This window comes from Colwellia sp. MB02u-9 (genome assembly GCF_014077085.1).
Taxonomy (GTDB): Bacteria; Pseudomonadota; Gammaproteobacteria; order Enterobacterales; family Alteromonadaceae; genus Cognaticolwellia.
The window spans coordinates 1-23,368 of record NZ_JACGVF010000071.1 but is presented as its reverse complement, the minus strand read 5'-3'; the positions used below and the strand labels follow the sequence as shown (position 1 = coordinate 23,368).

The 23,368-nt window shown below is 39.0% G+C and carries 16 protein-coding genes and 1 pseudogene; 8 read left to right on the top strand and 9 right to left on the bottom strand.

Annotation, left to right across the window (positions count from 1 at the left end; all coding sequences use genetic code 11):
* Positions 1-11: 11 nt before the first annotated feature.
* On the bottom strand, positions 12-1,913 hold the full coding sequence (locus tag H4J65_RS04695) for an ATP-binding cassette domain-containing protein (RefSeq protein ID WP_182196134.1): 1,902 nt from the start codon (positions 1,911-1,913) through the stop codon (positions 12-14).
* A 131-nt stretch (positions 1,914-2,044) separates the two neighbouring features.
* Between H4J65_RS04695 and H4J65_RS04690 the strand changes: the two genes are divergently transcribed.
* Entirely contained in the window at positions 2,045-2,239 is a 195-nt protein-coding gene (locus H4J65_RS04690) for a YheV family putative zinc ribbon protein (RefSeq protein ID WP_182137418.1), read from the top strand.
* Between the two features lie 465 nt (positions 2,240-2,704).
* On the opposite strand, the gene H4J65_RS04685 is transcribed toward H4J65_RS04690, so the two are convergent.
* The 3 genes from H4J65_RS04685 to H4J65_RS04675 all read right to left on the bottom strand — a co-directional run bounded on the left by H4J65_RS04685 (position 2,705) and on the right by H4J65_RS04675 (position 4,535).
* Complete coding sequence (locus H4J65_RS04685; RefSeq protein ID WP_182183450.1) at positions 2,705-3,127, bottom strand: tetratricopeptide repeat protein; 423 nt, start codon at positions 3,125-3,127, stop codon at positions 2,705-2,707.
* Positions 3,128-3,372: 245 nt separating this feature from the next.
* Positions 3,373-3,594 carry a SlyX family protein gene (locus H4J65_RS04680; RefSeq protein WP_310649820.1) on the bottom strand — a complete coding sequence of 74 codons (222 nt, stop codon included), beginning with the start codon at positions 3,592-3,594 and terminating at the stop codon, positions 3,373-3,375.
* Positions 3,591-4,535: a hypothetical protein gene (locus tag H4J65_RS04675; protein ID WP_259367526.1), complete on the bottom strand. Its 945-nt coding sequence runs from the start codon at positions 4,533-4,535 to the stop codon at positions 3,591-3,593. Before H4J65_RS04675 ends, H4J65_RS04680 begins: the two co-directional genes overlap by 4 nt.
* Positions 4,536-4,715: 180 nt before the next feature.
* Between H4J65_RS04675 and H4J65_RS04670 the strand changes: the two genes are divergently transcribed.
* From H4J65_RS04670 to H4J65_RS04645, 6 genes and pseudogenes are all read left to right on the top strand, one after another.
* The gene (locus tag H4J65_RS04670; RefSeq protein WP_182137416.1) at positions 4,716-5,474 is read left to right on the top strand and encodes an FKBP-type peptidyl-prolyl cis-trans isomerase; all 759 of its coding nucleotides are present in this window, start codon (positions 4,716-4,718) and stop codon (positions 5,472-5,474) included.
* A 550-nt stretch (positions 5,475-6,024) separates the two neighbouring features.
* Complete coding sequence (locus H4J65_RS04665) at positions 6,025-9,048, top strand: TonB-dependent receptor (protein ID WP_182196113.1); 3,024 nt, start codon at positions 6,025-6,027, stop codon at positions 9,046-9,048.
* A 126-nt stretch (positions 9,049-9,174) separates the two neighbouring features.
* On the top strand, positions 9,175-13,461 hold the full coding sequence (locus H4J65_RS04660) for an alpha-1,6-glucosidase domain-containing protein (RefSeq protein WP_182196109.1): 4,287 nt from the start codon (positions 9,175-9,177) through the stop codon (positions 13,459-13,461).
* Positions 13,462-13,953: 492 nt separating this feature from the next.
* A pseudogene (locus H4J65_RS04655) lies at positions 13,954-14,082 on the top strand (transposase); the annotation flags it as partial.
* 924 nt (positions 14,083-15,006) lie between these two features.
* Positions 15,007-16,074, top strand: coding sequence for a uroporphyrinogen decarboxylase (gene hemE / locus H4J65_RS04650; RefSeq protein WP_182137412.1), 1,068 nt, complete (start codon positions 15,007-15,009; stop codon positions 16,072-16,074).
* 256 nt (positions 16,075-16,330) lie between these two features.
* On the top strand, positions 16,331-16,825 hold the full coding sequence (locus H4J65_RS04645) for a hypothetical protein (RefSeq protein ID WP_182196105.1): 495 nt from the start codon (positions 16,331-16,333) through the stop codon (positions 16,823-16,825).
* Positions 16,826-16,882: 57 nt separating this feature from the next.
* Here H4J65_RS04645 and H4J65_RS04640 read toward each other — a convergent pair whose 3' ends face one another.
* From H4J65_RS04640 to H4J65_RS04630, 3 genes are all read right to left on the bottom strand, one after another.
* Entirely contained in the window at positions 16,883-17,374 is a 492-nt protein-coding gene (locus tag H4J65_RS04640) for a histidine phosphatase family protein (RefSeq protein ID WP_182196101.1), read from the bottom strand.
* A gap of 72 nt (positions 17,375-17,446) precedes the next feature.
* Positions 17,447-18,889, bottom strand: coding sequence for a Si-specific NAD(P)(+) transhydrogenase (gene sthA / locus H4J65_RS04635; RefSeq protein ID WP_182183426.1), 1,443 nt, complete (start codon positions 18,887-18,889; stop codon positions 17,447-17,449).
* Positions 18,890-18,958: 69 nt separating this feature from the next.
* A complete protein-coding gene (locus H4J65_RS04630) occupies positions 18,959-20,077 on the bottom strand; it encodes a fatty acid desaturase (RefSeq protein WP_182196097.1) in 1,119 nt (372 codons plus the stop codon).
* Between the two features lie 230 nt (positions 20,078-20,307).
* Here H4J65_RS04630 and fabR point away from each other — a divergent pair, with 230 nt between their 5' ends.
* Positions 20,308-20,964 carry an HTH-type transcriptional repressor FabR gene (fabR, locus tag H4J65_RS04625; protein WP_182137408.1) on the top strand — a complete coding sequence of 219 codons (657 nt, stop codon included), beginning with the start codon at positions 20,308-20,310 and terminating at the stop codon, positions 20,962-20,964.
* Here the strand turns inward: fabR and trmA are convergent.
* A complete protein-coding gene (gene trmA, locus H4J65_RS04620; RefSeq protein ID WP_182196093.1) occupies positions 20,945-22,039 on the bottom strand; it encodes a tRNA (uridine(54)-C5)-methyltransferase TrmA in 1,095 nt (364 codons plus the stop codon). The two genes, fabR and trmA, sit on opposite strands and share 20 nt — an antisense overlap.
* A 405-nt stretch (positions 22,040-22,444) precedes the next feature.
* Entirely contained in the window at positions 22,445-22,891 is a 447-nt protein-coding gene (locus tag H4J65_RS04615) for an RNA-binding protein (protein WP_182137406.1), read from the bottom strand.
* Positions 22,892-23,368 lie beyond the last annotated feature (477 nt).

Genomic DNA, 23,368 nt, shown 5'->3' with positions numbered 1-23,368 from the left:
TAGCAATAAATTTATAATGCTTGCGACATTATCTCTTCAATTTGCTCTTCAAGGTCAAGCCATTGTATTTCATTGGCCTCTAAGTCTTGTGTCAGCTTTGCTTGGCGTTTCAGTAGTTCGGTCAATTTGGCTTTATGCTCAGCTTGATAAATGTCACTGTCTGCTAACTTAGCTTCAACTTCCGTTAACTCGTCTTGGCTTTTTTGTACTAGCTTTTCAAATTTATCTGCTTGTTTGCGCAGTGGTGAGGCTTTTTTACGTAATTCGGCTTGCTCTTTGCGTTGTTGTTTTTTATCAACTTGTGGCTCGCTAATGATTTTATTTGCTTTAACGCTTTGCTTTTTATCGTCATTTAACCATTGTTGATAGTCGTCAATGTCACCATCAAAGTCAGTCACGTGGCCGTTAGCCACTAAGTAAAATTCATCGACACACGACTCTAATAAATATCGGTCATGGGCAATAAGAATGATTGCGCCCTCAAAGTCTTGCAGAGCTAGCACCAATGCTTGACGCATTTCTAGATCAAGGTGGTTGGTTGGCTCATCTAACAATAGCAGTTGTGGTTTTTCTAGGACAATAAGCGCTAATACTAAGCGGGCTTTTTCGCCACCAGACATAGTGCCGACTTTATCTAGTGCTTGGTCGCCACTAAAGCCAAAGCGGCCTAGAAATGACCGTGCTTGTAATTCGGTTATATCGGTCTTTGCCCGTGTAATATGTTCAATGGCACTACTGGATAAGTGGAGTTGCTCAAGTTGGTGCTGTGAAAAATAGCCAACTTTTAAATCTTGCGCACAATAACGCTCACCTTTTAGTAGGGCTAAATCTCCCGCCAGTGATTTTATTAATGTTGATTTACCCGCACCGTTGCGCCCGAGTAAGCCAATGCGACTTCCGGGTACTAGGGTCATGGCAACATCTTCTAAAATAATGGCTTGTTCACTATAGCCACATTGGCTCTCTTTTAGTGCCAGTAACGGATAAGGCAGGGTTTCGGGATGCTCAAAGCTGAAAGTAAATTGACTGTCTACATGTGCTGGCGCTAAATCAGGTAATTTTTGCAGGCGTTTTAAACGACTTTGTGCTTGTTTTGCTTTACTGGCTTTAGCGCGAAAGCGGTCAACAAAAGAGGTTAAGTGAGCAACTTCTTTTTGTTGTTTCTGATATTGCGCATCTTGCTGTGCAAGGTGTTCGGCACGTTGGCGCTCAAAAGCACTATAATTGCCCGAATATAATTTCGCGGTTTGATGCTCAATATGCAGAATTTGGCCAATAACATCATCAAGAAAATCTCGATCATGTGAGATCAGCACTAAAGTACCGGTGAATCTTTTTAACCAACGTTGCAGCCAAATCACGGCATCTAAATCTAAATGGTTGGTGGGCTCATCCAGTAATAATAAATCGGCACGGCTGATCAAGGCTTGAGCTAAGTTTAAGCGCATTCTCCAACCACCAGAAAATGATTTAACCGGGTTAACTAGCTGCTCTTGTACAAAACCTAAACCGTGTAATAATTCTCCCGCTCGTGCCGGTAAACTGTAGCCATTGACCGCGTCAATTTGGTTGATAATAGTGGCTTCAAGTGTGCCATTGTCGTTTTCGCGCGCTTGTTCTAATTTAGCTTCTAGCTCACGATATTCAACATCTCCATCCATAACATAGTCTAGAGCTGAGCGGTCTAACGCGGGCGTTTCCTGTTTAACGGTAGCAATTTTCCAGCTTGAGGGCATAGAAAGGTTGCCCACATCTGATGGTAGTGTGCCCAGTAAGCTGGCAAACAAAGAAGATTTTCCACAGCCATTCGCCCCAACAAGTCCAACTTTATGATTTGGATGTATAGTAAAACTTGATGATTTTATGAGGTATTTTGCGCCTCGGGCTAAACTTAAATCTGTGGCTATGATCATTTATCGTTACTCATTTTAATGCAGAGCACTATTGTCGCTTTTCCTTAGGGGGTAGTTCAAGGTAAAATAGAAATCCTAGGCAGATATCTTGCTAAAATCCGTGAAAAAATTCCATAAAATTGAGTAGATAAGTGAAAAGACGATTTATAGCAGGAGCAACCTGTCCAAAATGTAAGGCAATCGATACCATGGCGCTAACGAAAGAAAATAGTGTTGAGACAGTCACCTGTGTAAATTGTGGTCATCAAATGGCGCAACCTGAAGAGCATGTTGCACAAGACGTCAGACCAAAAGAGCAGGTCATTGGTATTTTTAAACCAGATTAATGACTTGAATATTAAACAAAAATCAAATCTTGTTTAGCCTGGGGCTGTGTTCAGTTGTAGCGCTTAATTGACCGGTACTGTTAAGCCATACTTTTGTCTGGTTTTGATATTTTACCAAAGCGACTAGGCGTTAAGTTTGATTTGTAGCGAGTCAGAAGTAAATAAGGCAGAAGTAAAGATAGCCGTTAGTGCTGAATTTGGTATTATCGATTTGACAATCTAATCATCTTTATTTGGTGAAGATAATTTCTCATTTAGTGTTTTTATTTTAGCGTCATTAGACTAAATTTTTTTGACTGAATTAATTTTTACAATTTTTCATCTCTGCTAGTGCTTAGGAAGGGATAAACTCAGTAGGCTTAAATTTGTGCAACTAAAATATCTTGGATAGCACAATTACCCAGTGCTACCCCAGAGAAAATCCCAGCCAGTATTCAATATAGCCCAGCTAAGTTTTAACATTCATTATGATGAAAGTTTTAACTCTTCCAGTAAGTCATGAATTTCCGCTTTTAATTCTTTATCCGAAATTTTATTACAGCTGATTTTAGCTTTTTCTAACGACTCAATAGCGCCTGCTTGATCATCTAATGCCACTTTCATTGTCGCGATAGAATAACTAATAGACGAACGGAAGTCTTTGTCGTTAATCGTTTCAGCTTTTAATAAAGCTTGCTCATAAATAGTAATAGCTAAAGGTAAGTCATCAGTAAAGTCAGCGAGTGTTTCCCACTGCACAGGGTGGTCTTTATCGGTATTTTCATTCTCTTCGCAGAGTTGTTTTAGTTCGGCATAAAAACCATCGAATGTAGATTGCTCTTGCTCTTGAGCTGCTGCCATTAAGTGATCAGCGAAAAAAAGCACTTGCTTGTATATTTTGGTGTTCATGCTGCGACCTTTGTCAGTTGCGTTAACTTACGTTAAGTTTTGTGATTAACAATATTCAAGCGCTAATTATAATGCTTTTATAGCCACCAACCCCAGTTTATTCGCTCAGTAGCTTGAAATTTAGCAGAGTAAATTAAATAAAACGTACTCATTAGCGCTTAGGGTTATTTTATATCTGCTTTAATAACCCTGCAGGTATTGAAGTGCTTGGTATCAATTAGATTATAATATTTAGCTTATTGCGTTTAATAGTGTGGTGGCGGTGGCTCTACTTCTTCTTTACCGTCTTGCTCTGGCGTATTGTCTTTAATTCTGTTGGCAAGCAATGATACTTGCTGTTTCAGCTCTGCAAGCTGGCGTTGATGTAGTGTTATTTCGTGGTTAAGTTGTTCTATTATATCGTCTTGAAAGGCATTGCGGCTTTCAAGCATTTCGACGGCTTTGTTTAATTCGTTAACTGATTTCACTGTTTATTTACCTGCCATAATTCGGCGTATCCTGAGGAACTTTCGGTGATTACTTGGTTATTATCTCTAAAAGCGACGCTATAAACAACTGCCCCAGCCGGTCTAATATCATCACGTGGTAAAACACGCCAACTGGTTAGTCGTTCGCCTGTAGCAATATCCCAGACGCTAACCTTACGAGAAGGTGCGCCAGTTAATAACTTGGTGCCATCAGGTGAAAATTGCACCGCACTAAAAATCTCTTGGCGATTAAAATATTTTAATTGGGACACTAACTCACCGGTTTTTAAATCCCAAATATTGGCTGACTTTTTACTGTCAGCGGTAAAGGCATAGCGTGCTTTAGGATCAAGCGCCACCATAGTCACGCGACTAGGGTGATTAAAACGATAAATAACTTGTCCCGAAACGGTATCCCAGACATAAGCAACAAAATCATTAGAGCCAGAAATAGCCACTCGGCCATTAGGCAGCATATCGATTGCATTAATTTTTTCTTGATGACCCAAAAACTCTAAGCGGCGGCCATTGGCAATGGTGATGTGGACGACTTTACCGTTACTCTGTCCAACAAGTAAGTAGTCACCATTATTTGCTACGGCGACATCACGAATAGTAGATTCGGTAATTGACCAATACCCTTCTGATTGGCCATTTTTGATATTCCACAGGGAAAAATCATGGCGATTAGCGGTTAGGGCATGACTGTTATTATCAGCAATATCTGCCACCAATACTAAACTATCAGCACTATTTTGCTGTTGCGACCAGCTATATTTCAGCGCGTTTTTGTCTAAATCCCACAAGCTAATGCCGTGATGAATGGATGAGACAACACTGAACTTAGCGTCATTAGAGATATTTGCCGCGTAGGCTCCTTCTACCGCATGTTGCCACCTTTTTTCTGGTGCTTGACCGACAGGCTGACAAGCTGTTAGCAATATCAACACCAATAAAAACAAAAGCTTGGCTTTAAGATTAGTTAAGTTACAGTTCAGCAAAATATTAATACTTTTTTCTTAGGGCATTTATCGTTAGTATAAGCCGCATTGTTTCACAATTCACACATATTTAAATGACTTAGCGGGAATTTCTGACTGAGTAGTAAAACGGAGAAATAAATGAGATTTTTTAAACCAACGGTAGTCGCTATTGCTTTATTATCAGTAATGGGTTGTCAAGAACCAGTTAAGCAAGAAGAACAAACAGTTGCGCTTGATACAGAAATACAAAAACAAGCTTACGGTTTAGGTGCTTCAATTGGTATGTACATGGAGCGTAATCTAGAAGAGCACGATAAGTTGGGCTTAACTTTAGATAAAACACTTATTATTCGTGGCTTTACCGATAGCATGGACGGTAACTCTCAAATTGAACAAGAAGACATTCAAGCCTTGTTGATGAATTTAGATCAAGCAATGAAAGCAAAGCAAGCCGAGCAAGCTACCGTAAGTTCAGAAGCAAGCTTAGCTGAAGGTCAGGCTTTCTTGGCAGAAAATGCTAAAAAAGAAGGTGTTCAAGTTACTGAGTCGGGCATTCAATACGAAATTTTAACCGCAGCTGATGGTGATAAGCCTGTTGCTACCGATACAGTAACAGTGCATTACAAGGGTACTTTCCTTAATGGTGAAACTTTTGATAGTTCATACGAACGTGGTGAGCCAGCTGTTTTTCCACTTAATCGCGTGATTTCAGGTTGGACCGAAGGTGTACAGTTAATGTCAGTAGGTGCTAAGTTTAAATTTACTATCCCTGCAGATCTAGCTTACGGCCCAAATGGTAACCCACCACGCATTCCGGGTAACTCTGTGCTTCAGTTTGATATTGAATTATTAGAAATTCAAAAACCAGAAGCCGCAGCGCAAGTTGGCGATAAATAGCTAAGTAAAATTTTATAGCTTTTTGTATAGTAAAAACCAACCACCTAGGTTGGTTTTTTTGTTTTTAATCCGGCATTACTACTGTATTGCGACTGCATTCAATTAGGCTAATAAGATAGCGGTAAGTGCTCAACGTACTCAGCAATAGCTAAACTTGAGATCAGCCCGGCTGAGTCAATAGCTAATAAATGAATTAGCCCTGCTATGCCATATTTTTTTCATTTTGAATGCTAAAGTCTCTAAAGCCTTCGTATGCGGCTTGTAATTTTGGCCGAATCTCTGCGTAATCAGGCTGCAACTTTCCTCTATGTTTAATACATTTGATCTTGGGTATTAATGGGCTAGCGGCTTATTAGTGACAATATAGATGTTATGAGTTTTGCTGATGTTACAAAATTGTTTGAGTTCTCAGTATTATTGAATACGTATGCAAAGCATATCTAAAGAAAAAACCATCCCTTATATTAATAACGTTAACGATAAATAATAAAAGTTAGTTAGAAAACTAACAATAAAAATATGTCATGGATGAATATTAGGGGAAATAATTATGCGTACATTTAAGCGGAGTAAGCTTTCAATAGCCTTACTTTCTTGTGGTTTTATAATATCTTCTGGGGGGCTTTATGCACAAGAAAGTGTTGAAACTACCTTAGAAACAGAAAAAGTAGACGTAAAAGATAACGCCAAAGCAAAAGTAAAAGCCATTGAAGTTATTGAAGTTACTGGTTTTAGACGTTCACTTATTGAATCTATCAATCAGAAACGCTTTGCTGATACCGTATCAGAGCAAATAACGGCCGATGACTTAGGGGCACTACCTGATGTTTCTATGGCAGACGCTTTAACACGTTTACCGGGTATTTCTGCTGTAAGAACCGGTGGGCAAGCTGCTGAAATTAATATCCGTGGTATGTCAGGTGGTTTTGTATCGACCACCCTAAATGGTCGCGAGCAAGTCTCAACCAGCGGTCAGCGCAGTGTTGAATTTGATCAATACCCTTCAGAGCTGATTTCACAAGCCTCCGTTTTTAAATCACCTAAAGTATCACTCATTGAAGGTGGCGTGGCAGGTACAGTTGAATTAAAAACTGCCAGTCCTTTGGAAAATGAAAAACAACATTCTTTTAATGTGAATGCTCGTGGTATGTACAACGATTTAGCCAGCGATGTGCCTGATGCTACATCATCAGGTCATCGTTTTAGTGTTTCATATCAGGGTAAATTTGCTGATGACACCTTGGGTATTGCGCTTGGTTATGCACGTTTATTTCAACCCAGTGCCAGCACACAGTTTATCGGACAAAGCTACAATAAACTTAGAGATGTAGACGGGGTAGAAAACGATACAAATGGTCCAACAAAAGAAGACGGCATTCACCTTAATAAAGAATATGTCAGTGAAGGTTTTGAGTTGCAGCACAAAGGCGGTGAAGAAACCCGTGACGGTTTCGTTGCGACTATTGAATGGCAACCCGTTGATAACTTTAGACTAAAGCTTGATGGTTTTTATTCTAAATTTGATTCTGAAGAATTTGCCCGTGGTTATCGTGTTAAATTGGACGGTGGTAGTGCCGCAATAGGCAATGCCACTATTGTTGATAACTCTGTCATAGGCGGTACATTTAATAGAACCTCTAATAGTTCAACGCGTGTTGAAGTCGTTAATGACGACAATAGCGATTCTGATGAAGTAAAAAGCTTCGGTATCAATGCAGACTGGCAAATTACCAACAACCTTAATATGGCGATAGACTTATCTTATTCATCAGCCACCAGTGATTTTAGAAATGGATTACTTTGGGCACTAGTATCAGATGATGCTAATGCAGCAGAGCCAGAATTTGATAATAATGTCTCTATAAATTACTTATTGAATGGCCTAGATTTACCTGATGTGAGTTTAAATCAAGCCGATGCGTTAACAGATTTAAACCGTGTTATGGTGACAAAATACGGCATTTATCCTTATATCAATTCAGACGAAGTTACCGCTGCTCGTGTTGATTTTCAATACTCACTTGATACTAATTATATTTCTTCTATTGAATTTGGTGCTCGTTATTCAGAAAGAAAATACAGTAATGACCGCTCAGTCTTTGAATTTGGCAGCGACAGTGGCTTTAATTCGAAAGAAAAACCTTTAACGCTCACTGAAGATATGGTTTCAGTGGTTGACTGGCAAGGTGACTTTTCTTATTTTCCAAGCTATTTAGCACTTGATCAAGATGCAGTGTTAAATGCTTGGTTTCCTGAGGGGGTTCCTCAGCCAGTTCAAACCTGGGGCGGCTCTGCAAGTGGTGTTATCAATGGTGACCCATTAGGAAAAAATTCAGACTGGACCATGAAAGAAAGTGGTGAAGTATTTGAAGATATTTTCGCGGCTTATATTATGGCAAACATTGATACTGAAATTGGCAATATGTCAGTCACGGGTAACTTTGGTGTTCGTGTTGTTAGAACAAAACAAGCATCTACCTCATTACAAGATGTTGGCTTAACAAGGGTAAAAGATGCCTACGGCGAAGATGTTCTGGATGCAAAGCGCGATGTTGTCGTAGAGCCTAATGCAGATTTAGGCGCGCAATTTATTACCGACGACGCAGGGCTAATCAACCAAAAATATGCACCAAGTATCATCAGTAATACTTATACCGATTATCTCCCTCAAATGAATTTAAATTTTCATCTAACCGATGATGATCAAATACGTTTTGCTGCGGCAAAGGTAATGAGCCGACCTAATATTGACCGACTAGCTTCAAACAGTAGCGTGAATATTAACAAGGTAACAACTGAGAGAGGTACTTACGCTGAAATAAGTGGTAACGCTAAAAACAGCCCTCATTTAAAGCCGTTTTATGCCAATCAATATGATATTTCTTATGAAAGATATTTTACAGAATCGGATGGTAACTTTGTTTTTGCCCTTTTCTATAAAGACATAAAGTCGGCAGGTATTGTTACCCAAACGATCAGTGAATATGACTTCGCTGGCAATGGTTTAATTGTCCCTGATGAATATATTGACCCACTAAGCGGCGTGCCATTAGAAATTCGCAATGGTAATTTTGAAACAGCGTTTAACGATGATAAAGGTGGTTATATAAAAGGGCTTGAAGTGACATACACGCAAGTTTTTTCATTCTTACCCGGTTTATGGTCTGGCTTAGGACTGAGTGCAAGTTACTCACATACTAAAAGTGAAATTCAACAAATTTCAAAATTAGGGCAACAAGATTTACCTATTTCACTGCCAGGCTTATCTGAAAATGTTCTACAAAGCACACTATTTTGGGCTCATGAAGGTTTTGAAACGCGCTTTAGTGCACGTTATCGAGATGAATTTGTTTCAGAGCAAGTCGCTGTCGAAGCACAAACCGTTAATTACGACGATGAATTGGTCATCGATTATCAGGCTTCCTATCAAGTTAATGACAATTTAGGTGTTGTTTTTCAGGTGAATAATTTAACCGACGAACCCACCAAAAGTTACTTTGGCGTACAAAGCCAAACAGGCACCATTCAGTACTTTGGTCGTCAGTTCTTTTTAGGTATGACGTACGCGTTGTAGAGCCCGTTAGTTATTAGCCATGAGTTATTAAAGTGAATGAAATTATATTTTCAAATAAAAAGAATCTAATAATTTCCGTATTCATTTCGGTATTAGCTCGCCAATTATCTCTTTGGAGTAAATGTTATGTTTAGTCAAAAATCGGTGTTAAGAATTATTGTCTTAGCATTTTTATCAATAATACTGGCCGCGTGTGGCGGTTCAGATTCTACCGAGTCAGGTAAAGTATTACTTAGTTGCGATGTGCCAATGGTTGCCGACGCAGCCGGTACAAGTTGTGTTGCCCCCGAGCCTATTGTTTGTCCTGTACCAACGGTACCAGATGCATTAAATGAAAGTTGTGTGGTTGGTATTGATCCCAATGCACCTGCCCCTGTTATTTTCCCTCAAGAAAATCAGGCGTTGTTGTTTTATAACCGTGCTGACGGTGAATACGACGACTACAAAATGCATAATTGGAATAGTGATGAATGTGATGCTTATGCAGAAGATTCTTTAGCGCAAAGCTGGGATAGTGGTTTAGTTCATACTGGGGTTGATCCCGTATATGGCGCGTATTGGCTAGTAAACCTTAAAGAGGGTTACAATGAATGTGGTCACTTTATTGTTCATAAAGGTACTGATGACGCAGGAAAAGAATTTGGTGGCGGTGACTTTACAATGCCACTGTTTCAAGATGATGAAACATACCAGCGTATGAATTTTACTTTTTCAGGTGTAGCCTCTATTTTTGAATACCCGGTTGTATCACTGGGTAAGCAAGCGTTAGCAATCAATGATTTTTCAGCACATTGGATTGATAGCAACACCTTTACCTGGGATGTGAATTTTGAACTGGTAACTTCAGTTAAATTACATCATTCAGCGACTGCTGGTATTGGTGGAGACGAAGCGAAGCCAGATGTTATCACTGGAACGGTTGTTGAGTTAACAGAAGTTAACTTAAGCGACGAGCAAAAAGCAGCTGCACCTTTAGTTGCTGACTGGCCTGCATTTTCAGGTAACTGGTCTGTTGAAGAAGCAAAAGCTATCGCTAAAAATCAATTAGTTTTAGTTGGTTATAACGCCGAAGGGATTGCTGTTGCGGCAACTTATGTTCAAGCTGATTTAGTACTTGATGACCTTTATACCAAAGGCGAGGCTGATGCCGATGAAGCAACCTTAGGCGTGGTTTATGAAAACGGTAGCATTAAAGTTTCTGTGTGGTCTCCAACCGCTCAAACGCTTAAATTAAATCTTTATGATGCGAATAAAAACATGGTTTCAAGTCATGATATGACTGAAGATTCAATGACAGGTGTATGGAGTTATACCGGCGATACAAGTCTAGACCGTCAATTTTATCGTTTAGCATTAACGCTTTACCATCCACAAAATAAAGCGATTGAAGAAATTGAAAGTACTGACCCTTACTCAGTAAGTTTATCAACCAATGGTGAATACTCTCAGTTTGTTAACTTATCTGACGAGGACTTACAACCTGAAGGTTGGGAAGGCCACTCAGTATCAACTATCGAAAACTACGAAGACGCGGTAATTTACGAAGGGCATATTCGTGACTTTAGTGCACAAGATGAAAGTACTTCAGTTGACAATAGAGGCAAGTTCTTAGCCTTTACCGAAATAGACTCTGCGCCTATGTTGCATCTACAAAAATTAGTGGCTAATGGCTTGAATACATTTCATATGTTACCTGCTAATGATATCGCTACCATTAATGAAGATGCAGCCAAAATTATCGATCTCGATAGTACGGTATTAGCATTATGTAAAGTAGATTCCAAAGCACCGCCTTGTTATCAAGGCGTTGACGAGCAAACATTGCGTTCGGTTTTTGAAAGCTATTCACCTTTCACAAACGATGTTGCTTTATTGACTGAAGCGATGCGTAATACTGATAGCTTCAATTGGGGCTACGATCCTAAACATTTTAATGTACCTGACGGTATCTATGCTTCAAACCCTGATGGCGTAACACGCATTAAAGAAATGCGTGCGATGATCAAATCATTGCATGACATTGGGTTACGTGTGGTCTTAGATGTTGTCTATAACCATACAAACTCTGCCGGATTATGGGATAACTCTGTACTAGATAAATTTGTCCCTGGTTATTATCACAGCCGTGACGTGACTACAGGCGCTGTTCAAAACAGCACCTGTTGTAGTGATACTGCCCTTGAACATCGCATGATGGACAAGTTGATGGTTGACTCGTTAAAACAGTGGACACAGCAATACCAATTTGACGGATTCCGTTTTGATATTATGAGCCAAGCTTCTAAAGCGCAAATGCTAGCAGCGCGTGACGCCGTTCAAGCGATTGACCCTGATAATCATTTTTATGGTGAAGGTTGGTACAAAGACTCTCGTGGTTTCGAACGCGCTGATCAAGAAAATATGGCGGGCACAGAGATAGCCACTTATAACGATCGCATTCGTGATGGTATTCGTAATGCGACCCTATTTAACAATGTGAGTGATTCAGATTCTCCATTTGAACAACAAGACATTGTGAAATTGGGCATGGCAGGCACACTAACTGATTATGTATTGAAAAACTTCAATGGTATAGACGCAGCAGGTAGTAGTTTCGGTATGTATGCGAAAGACCCTGCTGATGTTATTAATTATGTTTCAAAACATGATAATGAAACCTTATGGGATAACTTACAGTTTAAGTTAAATCCTGAAATGTCGAACAGCGAACGTGTTCGTGCACAAAACATCTCACAATCAATTGTATTATTGTCGCAAGGTATTCCATTTTTACAAATGGGTGGTGACTTCCTTCGCTCTAAATCTTTAGACCGAAATACCTATGATGCTGGCGATTGGTATAACTTAGTTGATTTCACTTTTGAAATTAACAACTGGAATAAAGGCTTACCTCTAGATAAAGGCGGCCGAGATGACAGCTACTTAGTTGCACTAGCTTCTAGTCCATCAAGCACTGCTGCAATGACTGATATGTTGTTTGCCTCGAATGTTTTCAATGAATTTTTATCAATTCGTTCAAACAGCTCATTATTTAGATTAACAACCGCAGCAGATATTATTAACCGTGTTGGTTTTCACAATATTGGCAAAAATCAAACACAAGGTTTGATTGTCATGAGTATTGATGACGGCACAAACCTTACTGAACTTGACCCTAATTATGACGCGATAGTCGTTCTGGTAAATGGTAGCAATAGCGCACAAACACATACTATTGCCTCAGCAAGTGATTTTAGCTTACATCCTTTACTCATTGACTCAGTTGATGGCGCTGTTGCTAGTGCTAGCTTTGAGCAAGGTACTGACGAAGGCAGCTTTACTGTTCCTGCGTTAACGACCGCTGTTTTTGTGAAAGTACAAGGCGAAACGCAAGGTTCAGGTTTATCAGCTTATGCAACGGCAGGAGCACCTGATGTTGTTCCTTACGGAGATAAGGTTCCATTCGTTCGTGGTGACATGAATGGTTGGGGTGAAGTCGATGGCTTAATCTACCAAGCTGATGGTATATACCAAACGAAGATTACCCTTGCTGCAGGAAGTTACGGTTTTAAAATTGCTTCAGGAGATTGGTCAACAATTAACTTAGGCGCACCAAGCTCTGGTGTTGAAGTAGTAGAAGATGAAAGCTTTAGTTTATTGCCTGGTAGCAATGACAATTTAAGTATTACTATTGCCGTTGATGGGACTTACATCTTCACGCTTGATTCTTCTGATATCAACGCACCTACTTTGTTAGTAGAAAATGAAGAGCCGTTTGTTGGAACACCTATGTTTATTCGTGGTGACATGAATGACTGGAGTGAAGATAACCGCTTAATTTATGTGGGTGGTGGCAAGTACCAAGTTACGATTAGCATGACTGCTTCAACGCCTAACTTCAAAATAGCCTCTGCGGATTGGTCTACAATCGACATGGGCGCACCAGCTGATGATATGGAAATATTTGAAGGTGAAGTGCAGTTATTATTGTCAGGTAGTATTGATAACTTCAGTATGGTCTTTGCTGAAGCTGGCGATTACACGTTTGTGTTTGACGCATCTAACTTAGCTGAGCCTACATTAAGTATTTATGCCGCAGAAATGTTTGGTGCTACACCCGTATTTATTCGTGGCGACATGAATGATTGGGAGGAAGTTGATCTACTTAACTATGATGGCGCAAGCAGCTACTCTGTGGAAATAAACCTAACTGCTGGTGATTATGGATTTAAAGTGGCTTCGGGTGACTGGTCAACTGTCAATTTAGGGGCTCCGGCAGATACCAATGTTGTTACTCTAGATTCACCATTGGTATTAGTACAAGACTCGCAAGATAACTTGAGCGTAACAATTACTGAAGCTGGCGATTATATCGTTACAGTTGCTGGGCCTAATCCGCTCACACCAAGGATAAACATCAGTAAAAAGCCGTAACTAGGGGGTTATCTAACCTTAATAAAGGTTACAGCTAAACAAGGTTAAAAAGCCTTCTCCTGGTAGAGGGCTTTTTTATACCAAGAATAAAGTTTTTTTTTCAATGAAGGTGCTAGATTTCTCCTGCAATCCTTCTATTTTATCTTTCACAAATGTTTCGTATAGCGGGTTAATCTTAACTACCTTTTCATCGCGAGTAAGAAGAAAGAGTTTGTTGATAGTGTTTCAATTCAGCATAGGCTTGGCCTAAATAATAAAACGTATCTGGACTCTGATGAAAAAGCGAGAATTTAGCTTAAACACTTCAAGTGCTTGCGGGGCTTTATTTTGTTCGATAAGCAAATATCCAACATTTCTCAGGTTTGACTCTTCAAATTTAAATTGATTGGTGTTGAGTAACTTGATAGCCACAGGATGTGCATTTTTATATCTAACCACTAGGACTTCACTAGACACCCAATAAGTACATTGTAACTTCAATTAGAGGTGCTTATGAGCAAAGGCAAACGCTATCCCCAAGAATTTAAAATTGAAGCAGTTAGACAAACCAACAAACGTGGTTATTCGGTCGTTGAAGTATTGGAGCGGTTAGGTATTTGCACTAAAAGGTTATATCACTGGCGAGGTTACTCTTAACATTAACTCGGGAATTTTTTCTGTCTCGATATTAGACTCGATTGCTCTTGGGGATTTATTCTGGGGATACTTTGATGGTGTATTTCGATCTACTTTCGTTAATCTTGAGTAATATTGAAAAGCCATGTGTTTGCCTGCAGCTTTTGTGTATTAACGTTGGTTAATGTAAATACATTATTTTAGGCAATAAAAAAGCCTTACCGAAGTAAGGCTTGAAATGCTCGCTATATGGTCTAGTAAACTAGCTTCTTTTTATTAATTTCTTTATTTTTATTATTATTGTTTTTGTTTTTATTATTGTTTTTCTTTAGCGCGGGACATTTATAGCAAAGGCTTTTTCTCTGTGCAACAACTTTAATAGAGCATATATTCCACGAATATCTTCGTATAAGTGATGTGTAAACTCACAACGCTCAGTCTATTTTTTTGTTTGTAGGTGTTGATTAAGCTAAAAGCTAACGCTTTAATAAATTGTCCTTTTTAAAGCGGGGTAAAAAAATGTAAAAAAGTGTTATCGATCAAGTTGTAACGTGAGTATGACCTAATGAAAAAATGTGACTAAAAACACTCCGCCTGGTTAACCACTTAGGGCATTTGTAAATATATTTTCACTGTCTTATAGCTTTTGCTGAAAAATATAAAAAAATAAATTTTTTATATTAATGAAATTATTTTTACTAAAAATGATCGCGCCACTAAAACGGCAACTTATTGAGCTAATGATATTTGCTGGTATCTGGCTTTAGCTAGGGTGTGCTAATTAAAGGTTGCGAGAGTATTTTGCCTTATAGAAAAAATAAGGCAAATTTTTTATCAATGCTGTAAGCGTACATAGATTTGATTTGGACATAGATCAATAAAATTTGAAGTGTTAGAATGCGCGCATACAAATAGCGGAGATAAATTTTCATGACTGAATTAAAAAATGATACGTATTTACGTGCGCTATTGCGCCAACCTGTTGATTACACACCTGTTTGGATGATGCGTCAAGCTGGGCGTTATTTACCTGAGTATCGTGAAGTGCGCAAAGGGGCTGGCGATTTTATGTCGGTTTGCCGTGATGCTGATTTAGCTTGTGAAGTGACCATTCAACCTTTACGTCGCTTTCCTCTTGATGCGGCGATTTTATTTAGTGATATTCTAACTATTCCTGATGCTATGGGTTTAGGTCTGTATTTTGAAACAGGCGAAGGACCTAAATTTGAACGGCCAATTACCTGTAAAGCTGATGTTGATAAAATTGGTATTCCAGACCCTGAAGGCGAATTGCAATACGTTATGAATGCAGTACGCACGATTAAAAAAACGTTGAACGGTGATGTACCCTTGATTGGCTTTTCTGGTAGCCCTTGGACCCTTGCCACTTATATGATTGAAGGTAGTAGTTCAAAGGCTTTCACTAAAATCAAAAAGATGATGTTCTCAGAGCCAAAAACATTACACTTATTATTAGATAAATTAGCTGACTCAGTTATTTTATATTTAAATGCCCAAATTGCTGCAGGTGTGCAATCGGTAATGGTATTTGATACTTGGGGTGGTGTTTTATCACCTCGAGACTATAAAGAATTTTCATTGCAATATATGGCGAAAATTGTTGATGGTTTAACTCGTCATAACGATGGCCGCCAAGTGCCGGTGACATTATTTACTAAAAATGGCGGTATGTGGTTAGAAGATATCGTTGCAACAGGTTGTGATGCGGTTGGTCTTGATTGGACCATTGATATTGAAAATGCCAAAGCGCGTGTTGGTGATAAAGTGGCACTGCAAGGTAATATGGACCCATCAATGTTATACGCGCCATTACCGAGAATTGAGCAAGAAGTGTCAAAAATATTAGCAGGTTTTGGCGAAGGTGGCACTGGGCATGTGTTTAACTTAGGTCACGGTATACATCCAGATGTAAACCCAGATCATGCGGGCCACTTTATTGAGTCGGTTCATCGTTTGAGTAAGCCATATCATCGATAAGCTATACTTGTTAGCAATATTATTTGTGCCTTGTTGGCGTAAACTAGTTTAGTTGATTATATCTAAAGGAGCCTGAGGCTCCTTTTTTTTGCCTTGAAATTATAATGCCATGACTGACCTGTAAAATTCAGTTAGACAGTTTCTAATCAGTTGCTCAATAGGCTTAAAAACAGATTTTTTATATATTTAGGCTTTGGTTATTACTTTTAGATTAAGGTATGCTGAAGTTGTAAATTGATTCTAAATGGACATGACAATGATCAAAAATAAAAACTTTTTATCTCTGTTGGCAATAACCTTGTTACTCAGTGCTTGCGGTAGTAGCTCAACCGATAAGGATGACGCTAAAATAGATAAAGCTCATGAGACGATAGCGCAAACTGGCCAGGAAAATAATACCCAGCAGGCAGAGGCTACACTTGTTGAGGCACAGGTAAATACTAATAAAGCATTAACGGGTCATGATATGGAAGACACAACAGATAAATTGAAAGATAAATTTAATGGTTGGCAACGTGGTCGTGTGCAGTTTTTAAACTTAGAAGGTGGCTTTTACGGCATTATTACCGATTCAGGAAAAAAATTATTGCCAATGAATATGGCAAAAGAGTTTGCGCAAAATGGGGCTATTGTTCGAGTCAAAGGCAAAGTAAAAGATGTTATGACCATTCAACAATGGGGTACACCTTTTACGATTACCGATATTGAGCTGATAAAACCAGGCAATAAAGTCAATGACGGCGACATGTAATATTGATCAAGCAGCAGTAACAGGCAAGTGACTAGTTATCTTCAGCTTATCGGTAAGTTATTGGCAAATAAGTGGCTGAGTAAATAAGGTTAAGGTTTTACCCTGGTCACTGACTTGTATTTGATACAGGTTACGATATTGTTGTTCGGTAAGATCTTCGACATCAAATGCACTGAGCAATGCCGACAATTGTGGCGTGGTGTTACTGTGACCTACCACTAATACATTTTCTTTTTGTTTAAGTAACTTCTGTGCAAACTGACTCAGTTTTTTTGGTAAATATTCTTGTATGGCCAGCTGTTGCTGTTTAGCAAAGGGGGCCGCTGTTGCCATGGTACGTTGGTAGGCTGTGCTATATACATGTTTGATTTGTGTGTGCTCAAGCATAGTCGCAATTTGCTCTGCTCTTAATTGACCACAAGGGGTTAACTTAGGATCATCCTGCACGGCTTGTTTTTCTGCATGTCGAACTAAATAAATACTAAAGCTATCTTCAGCAAGCGTTGGTAAGACAAAAAAATACAGCGCAACCAGTAAAGGATATTTCATAATTTTCACTTTAATGTCCATAAAAAGTAGGGATTAAGGGCAAAGCGATAGAAGCCTTACCCTTGGTTGTGTTTAAAAAAGTCGATTTAGACCATTTAATGCCGCCACCCTAAAGGCTTCCGCCATGGTGGGATAGTTAAAGGTCGTTTCAACAAAGTATTCAATGGTATTGCCACCATTAGTTTGTTGCATGATGGCTTGGCCAATATGTATGATTTCTGCGGCATTCTCACCAAAACAATGAATACCTAAAATTTCTTTGGTTTCCCGGTGAAAAAGAATTTTTAACGAGCCGACTAGATTATTAGATATTTGTGCCCTGGCTAAATGTTTAAATTGCGCGCGGCCCACTTCATATGGAATTTTTGCTGCGGTTAGTTCTTGCTCAGTTTTACCGACAGAGCTAATCTCTGGAATGGTATAAATACCGGTAGGAATATCAACAGTAAGTTTTGCTTTACCAGTGCCATCAAGCATTGCGCTGGCGCAAATTCTCCCTTGATCAAATGCTGCACTGGCCAAACTCGGATAGCCAATAACATCACCCACCGCAAAAATACCTTCCACGTCGGTTTGATAAGTATCGCTGACTTTCAATTGCCCACGCCCATCAGCCTTTAAACCGGCATTCTCAAGTTTTAAATCGGCGGTGTTACCTGTGCGACCATTGGCAAATAATAAGCAGTCGGCGCGCATCTTCTTCCCCGACTCTAAATGGACAATAACAGAATCTTTACTGGTCTCAACACGTTCAATTTGTTCGCCGTGTCGAATAACAACGCCGTTATTCCATAAGTGATAGCTTAATGAGTCTGACATTTCAGCGTCTAAGAATGACAATAGACGATCACGGGTATTGATCAGGTCTACTTTGACGCCTAAACCGCGAAAAATACACGCGTACTCGCTACCTATCACACCCGCACCATAGATAATTATTTGGCGTGGTGAATGTTCAAGCGATAAAATACTGTCTGAGTCATAAACTCTAGGATGCGAAAAATCTACATCATCAGGATGATAGGGACGAGAGCCGGTGGCAATCACTATTTGTTTGGCTGTGATAATATCGATTGAGCCATCAATACGTAATACTTGGAGGGTGTTTGCATCAATAAATGATGCTTCACCGTAAAAATGTTCAACTTGGTTACGGTTATAAAAACCGCTGCGCAAACTGACTTGTTTACGAATAACGGCAGATGCGTGGCTTAAAATATCTTGGAAGGTTAATTGCTTGGCATTTTGTCCGGCATTAAATAACGGATTAGAGTTATATTCAATGAGTCGGCTAACCGATTGACGTAACGCTTTTGATGGAATAGTGCCCCAATGAGTACAGCCGCCACCCACATTATGATAGCGTTCAATAATAGCAACACGCTTATCACGCTTGGCTAAGTTCATGGCAGCGCCTTCGCCACCAGGCCCTGTACCTATAATGATGGCGTCAAAATCATAGCTTTTAGCAGCGTTTTTTACTTTCTTATTTTCGGCTTGTGCTTGTTTAGTCAACGGTTAACCCTTTAATTCCTGCTTTAAGGAGAAAAATATTAGCAGGAATTAAATCTAAGGTAACTGTTTTTATGCTAGTTTTTCTACCATATTTTGCCAGCTTCGCTGTTGCTCAGCTAATCTTCGCTTAATTTCTTGGTATTGCGCCATAACCTCTGAATTTTCAACACCAGCTAGTAATTGGTCACGTTTACTGGCAACTAACGCTTTACGTACCGCATAAAATTCGTTGATCTTATGAATAAGCTCATCGTACTCATGCTGCAATCTTTCTAGCATCTGCTCTGCGTCAGGGTGGGCCGCTATCTTTTGCTGGCTACGTAATAAAACCATAGATAAACGTGCCTTTTCAATTTTATCTTCAGGTGTCACACGTAACTTTGACGTCAGTTTTAAGTGAGCGCAGCCTTTAATTAACCATTTTGTTGGATCAAACTGCCACCAACGAATGCCATTACGATAGTCGTTTTCAAAAATATGATGGTAGTTATGGTAGCCTTCACCAAAAGTAAAAAAGGCGAGAAAGCCATTATCACGAGCAGTATTTTTTTCAGTATAGGTTTGCTTACCCCAGATGTGCGCTAATGAATTAATGAAAAAGGTGGTGTGGTGACTTAACACTAAACGTAAAAAGCCAAGCAATAGTAAGCTATTAATTATATCACCATGCCATAAACCAAATAAAATAGGGACACCGACGTTCATTAATATAGTCAGTAGTAAATAGTATTTATGTTGCCAAACCACCACCGCATCTTTTTGTAAATCGCGCACGTTGTTATAGTTATTGTAGTGCTCAGGTTGATGATCTCTTAGCATCCAGCCGATGTGTGAATGCCAAAAGCCCAACTTTGCGGAATAAGGGTCAATATTATTTTTATCAACATGTTTGTGGTGAATACGATGATCAGAACACCAATGCAATGCACTATTTTGCAAAGCAAATGCGCCACCTAGCGCGTAAATCACTCTCAATGACCAATGAGCTTGGTAGGTTCTATGGGACCAAAGTCGGTGATAACCGGCCGTAATCGACATGCCGCAATAGATAAAACAAATCGTTGCTGCGGTGATTTCTGTGGCATCAAAGCCATGAGTGAATGCACGGTAAGGCACTGCAATGGCAGCAAATAAAAAGGTAATGCTAAATACAAAAACATTTAACCAAATAATAGGTGGTTTATTCATTAATTGTCCATCTAAGATTAATCACCGAAAAGTTTTTCGGTGTACACATGTACGCTATCTTTAACTTTACTCGATGCTGAGTCAAGTGTTGATGGTGATTTTTTAGCTAACATACAGAATAAAAATCAGAATATCACAGAGTGGTTAACATCTATTGACTAGTAATATTAACTATTTTCAGTATCATATCAAACTGGTTACAGGCTGAAATAATTACTAGGTGCAAGACGATGAGCGGTATTCGAGCATTACAAAAAGAAAAAACACGTCGACAACTCATCGATGCCGCTTTAGGGCAACTCAGCAGTGAGCGGAGTTTTTCTAGCCTAAGTTTACGTGAAGTAGCAAAAGAGGCAGGTTTAGCGCCAACCTCATTTTATCGCCATTTTTCTGATATGGACGAATTGGGTTTAACCTTAGTGGATGAAGCGGGTTTAACCTTGCGTCAATTAATGCGTCAAGCAAGGCAGCGTATTGACAAAGGGGGGTCGGTGATCCAAATTTCTGTGCGTACCTTTATGGAGTTCATTGAAAGTAACGGCAATATTTTTCGCTTGTTACTACGCGAGCGTTCAGGCACATCGAAAGCATTTCGTGCTGCAGTTAATCGTGAAATTCGTTATTTTACGCTAGAGTTGTGTGATTATTTACAACAGGCTAATAAACTTGATGCTGAAGTGGCCTATCTGCAAGCAAATGCTGCCGTAACCATTGTTTTTAGTGCCGGCTCTGACGCACTAGATTGTGATAAAAAAGATTTAGCAGAATTAGCACAACGAACAATTAAACAGCTCAGGTTTATTGCTCGTGGTGCATTTGAAATTGGCGTAGGTAATAAAAACCGTAGCGAACAGCGCAGTAGTAGCGCTAAAGACGAGACAAAATAACACCGGTTTCTATATGGTGGGTATAAGGGAATTGGTCAAATAGAGCAAAATGCTCAATTTTATGGGTTTTAACCAATTCAGTTAAGTTATCACGGAGTGTCTCCGGATTGCATGAAATATAGATAATACGCTCAAAGCGACTCACTAATTCAACACTATCAGGATCTAGCCCAGCTCGAGGAGGATCAACAAGCACAGTTTGATAATTGTAACTGGTCAGATCAAAACCTTGTAATCGCCGAAATACCCGTTCACCATTCATCGCCTGACTAAAGTCCTCACTCGCCATTCGCACAATATCAACATTGTCGAGTTTGTTAGCCGCAATGTTAATCTGTGCAGACTTAACTGACGTTTTTGATATCTCTGTGCCTAATACCCGATCAAAGTTTTCCGCCAAAGCAATGCTAAAGTTACCATTACCGCAGTAGAGCTCAATTAAATCACCGCCAATATTTTTAGTCGCTTGTTGAGCCCAAAGCAACATCTTTTCATTTACCTTAGCATTAGGTTGAGTAAAGCTATTTTCAACTTGCTGGTAATGAAACTCTTTGTTATTCAATGTTAATGTTTCCATCACAAAGTCTTTGTCTAAGACCACTTTTTGCTTGCGAGCTCGACCAATAATATCTACAGGAGCGATTGCCGATAGTCGAACTTTTAATTGCTGCGCTTGCTCAATCCATTGTTCATCTAACTGTTTATGATAAAGCAAACTAATCAATACTTCGCCGCTAACCGTTGATAGAAAATCAACTTGGAATAAACGTTGGCGTAATACTTCGTTAGTTTTTATATCCGCTAATAGCGCCAACATAAATTGATTTATAAGCACACTGGCAACAGGAAAGTCATCAACCCGATATTTTTCTTTTGTTTCGCTATTAAACATAATGTAATACAGATCATCACCGTCATGCCAAACTCTAAACTCTGCACGCTGGCGATAATTCAAGCTTGGCGAGGTAAATATTTCAAATGTTGGTAATTCAAACTGAGCAAAATTTTCTGTAATTTTTTGCTGCTTTTCATCAAGCTGCTGTTGATAATTATCGGGATGGATATGACTAAACATTGAAATACCTTGTTGAAAGTGGAGGTCGTTAACTGATGATGAAGTCGAGGCTTTAGCGATTGGCCTGTTTTTGTTTATTAAAGACATTATTTATTAAACAACGACTGTATCTTAGAAGCACTGGCTTATTAATCACAGCCGCTAATAAAAGCCGCTATTTTATAGACTATAGATAAGCGTTGATAGACTTTGTGGTCAGTAATATTAAAACATTTGAGTTTAATATTATCAAACGCATAAAGTAACTCCCCGATTACCTATATAGTAGTAAAACAAAAAGCCTGTAAACTTATCATTTACAGGCTTTAATATGACTAGTGAGTAAGAGAGTTAAACGACTTCTGTAAATTTTACACTCTTACTACTTAATGGGTCGGTTTTAACAAGCAACGTTATGCTGAGGTTTTATTCAACAATTTGCTCTGGTCGTTCTTTTGCTTCACGAACTTTTAATGTTCTTTGCTGAAATTCACTATCATTCAATGACAAAACCGCTTGCTCTGCATCTGCGGCTGATATTTCAACAAAACCAAATCCGCGTCTTTTTCCTGTATGTTTATCTTTCATCAATCTTACTGATTGAACTTGACCATACTCAGAAAACAACTCTCTTACTGCGGCTTCGTTAGCTCTATACGGTAAATTGCCAACATAGAGTGTGCTGATGCTTGTATCTGCTTCTTGTGCATTTGTTTCGGCTTTTCCAATTAAGGGCGCGATAAATGCACAAACAAAAGCAACAACGGCAACACTCATACTTGTTAATTCGAATACACTACTGTTAGCCAAAAAATATATAGCAACAGAAAATACTAACGCAACAATTAGCGTCAATGCTTGAGGAGACTTCATAATGGATACCTAATTATTATTTTATAAAAACTTAACTTGCAATTCTATGTTACCCACCTTTTGGTAATGTGCAAGAATAAGTGTGATTTTCATGCAATTTAATTAGGCAAGTAACTATTAATACTATTAACAGTAAGATTTGTTACTTAGTAACTGTTATAGAATAGCTCTTTAGTTAATTATCTTGTCTATTATGGCTATTGTAATCTTCCTATATAGAGTAGAAGTTATAAACCTTGTGATTAAGCAATAAAAAGGACCACGTTTTCATATGACTTTTTACTGGTCGAATGCTATTTGAACGCTCCTAGGTCAATAAAAGCACCAGATGTATAATTAAAAAGCAAACAGTCATTTAATCGCAATTTAATGACAATTAGGTGTTGACGTGAAGCCAGAAATCTCTAGAATGCGCTCCAGTTCCAAGGGGTAACCCAAACGAACGGTTTTAATGAGTTATCTAACTCGGTCTAGGCT